Annotated in this window: 2 protein-coding genes; both read left to right on the top strand. The window is 64.0% G+C overall.

The genetic code is table 11. The features are described from left to right. Positions 1 to 1,359 (top strand): ferrous iron transporter B (gene feoB / locus PMI42_RS11975; protein ID WP_008134136.1); only part of this gene is annotated, 1,359 nt, incomplete at its 5' end. Between the two features lie 179 nt (positions 1,360 to 1,538). Beyond that, positions 1,539 to 2,036: a GNAT family N-acetyltransferase gene (locus PMI42_RS11970; protein WP_008134134.1), complete on the top strand. Its 498-nt coding sequence runs from the start codon at positions 1,539 to 1,541 to the stop codon at positions 2,034 to 2,036. Positions 2,037 to 2,233: the final 197 nt, after the last annotated feature.

The following is a 2,233-nucleotide window of genomic DNA, read 5'->3' as shown; positions in this document are numbered from 1 at the left end:
GCGAGGCTCGCCGCCGAGCCGCAGGAAAATTCCTGGCGCGCGCTCAGTGTCGCCGAGCTGCGTTCCACCCAGCGCGAGGCCGACCGCATCATCTCCGACTGCGTCAGCCTGCCTGCCAGGCCCGACACCTGGACCGCGCGGATCGATGCCGTGGTGCTGCATCCCGTCGGCGGCCTGATCGTGCTGGCGCTGATCCTGTTCGTGATGTTCCAGGCGGTGTTCGCCTGGGCGCAGCCGCTGATGGACCTGCTCAACAACGGCTTCGACGCGCTCGGCGAGCTCGTGCACGCCACGCTCCCCGCCGGCCTGCTCCAGAGCTTCCTTCAGAACGGCGTGATCTCGGGCGTCGGCAGCGTGATCGTGTTCCTGCCGCAAATCATCATCATCTTCCTGTTCATCCTGCTGCTGGAAGATTTCGGCTACATGGCGCGCGCCGCGTTCCTGATGGACCGCATCATGGGCGGTGCCGGGCTGCACGGCCGCGCCTTCATTCCGCTGCTGTCGAGCTTTGCCTGCGCCATTCCCGGCATCATGGCGACGCGCGTGATCGACAACAAGCGCGACCGGCTGACCACGATCCTGATCGCGCCGCTGATGACCTGCTCGGCGCGCATCCCGGTCTACACGCTGATCATCTCGGCCTTCATTCCGGCCAGGGACGTCTGGGGCTTCATCAACCTCCAGGGCCTCGTGATGTTCGGCCTCTATGCCGCCGGCATCGCCAGCGCGCTTGCCGTCTCGTTCCTCATCAAATTCTTCATGCTGCGCGACTATGCGCCGGCGCCGTTCATGCTGGAGCTGCCGGACTACAAGATGCCGCGGCTGAAATCGATCGCGATCGGCGTCTACACGCGGGCCAAGATGTTCCTCTACCGCGCCGGCACCACGATCTTCTCGATGATGGTGCTGATCTGGTTCCTGGCCTCGTTCCCGCAGCCGCCGGCGGGCGCGACCGAACCGGCCATCGACTTCAGCCTCGCCGCCATCATCGGCAAATGGCTCGAGCCCCTGCTCGCCCCCGTCGGCTTCAACTGGCAGATCGCGGTGGCGCTGATCCCGGGCATGGCGGCGCGCGAGGTCGCGGTCGCCGCGCTCGGCACGGTCTATGCGATCGAGGGCGGCAAGGAAGCCGCCGAGCAGATCGGTCAGGTGCTGGCAACGAAATGGTCGCTCGCAACCGCGTTGTCGATGCTGGCCTGGTACGTGTTCGCGCCGCAATGCGCCTCGACCCTCGCGGTGATCCGGCGCGAGACCGCAAGCTGGACCTGGATGGCGGTGACGTTCCTGTACATGCTGGTGCTGGCCTATGCGGCGAGCCTCGTGACGTACAATGTCGCGGTGATGTTGGGGGCGGGATAGCCCTTCTCGAACCCAAACTGCGAAAACAACCCCATGCACAGTAGGCGGGGTCAACGAAAACAACAGCTTACCAATTATCCGAAATCCATTTGACCCGTCGGGCAAAACAGGGGCATAATGGCATCCTCGGACCCAACGGCATCAAGCTCGCGACAAGCGTCAAGCGACCATCCGCGTCCATGAATCACTTCGGCACCAACAGGCTGACCGCCGAGAGGCTGAACGAAGATCACCTCGCCGACCTCGTTGCGCTCCACCTCGATCCCGAAGTGTCCCGCTATCTCGGCGGCGTGCGCTCGCCCGAGATCACGAAGACCTATCTCGGCGTCAACATGGCCCATTGGGACCAGCACGGCTTCGGGCTGTGGGTGCTGCGAACGAAAGACGGCGCGTTTGCCGGGCGGGCGGGCATCCGGCACATCCTCGTGGACGGCGTTGACGAGATCGAGATTGCCTACACGTTCAAGCGGAGCCTCTGGGGCCAGGGACTTGCAAGCGAGATCGCGATCGCGCTGACGGAGATCGGGCTATCAGAGCTGAAATTGCCATCCCTCATTGGCCTCGTCTTCGTCGAGCACGGCGCATCCCGCCGCGTGCTGGAGAAGGCGAACCACATCCTCGAGAAGAGCACGACCCATCATGGCGAAGACGTCGTGATCTATCGTATCAAGCAATGAGAGGCGGCTCATAGGAAGGATCGACATCGAATGAGTTCTGACGCGGACAACATCGTCGGATTGTATCGCCGGCACGCGACGGCGTGGTTGCACCAGCGCGGGCGGACTCTGATGGAGCGCAAATGGCTGGATCGATTCGTCGCGCAGCTGCCCGCCAAACCGAAGGTGCTCGATATCGGCTGGGGCCCCGGCGAGCC

Origin of the sequence: Bradyrhizobium sp. YR681, from assembly GCF_000282615.1 — a bacterium.
GTDB lineage: Bacteria > Pseudomonadota > Alphaproteobacteria > Rhizobiales > Xanthobacteraceae > Bradyrhizobium.
The sequence above is the reverse complement of the archived record's forward strand: the minus strand, read 5'-3'. Positions and strand labels throughout refer to the sequence as shown.

What these genes read in the sequence shown, in the direction of transcription:
- PMI42_RS11970 (WP_008134134.1), top strand. Translation starts at nt 1,539, where the DNA reads ATGAATCACTTCGGCACCAACAGGCTGACCGCCGAGAGGCTGAACGAA.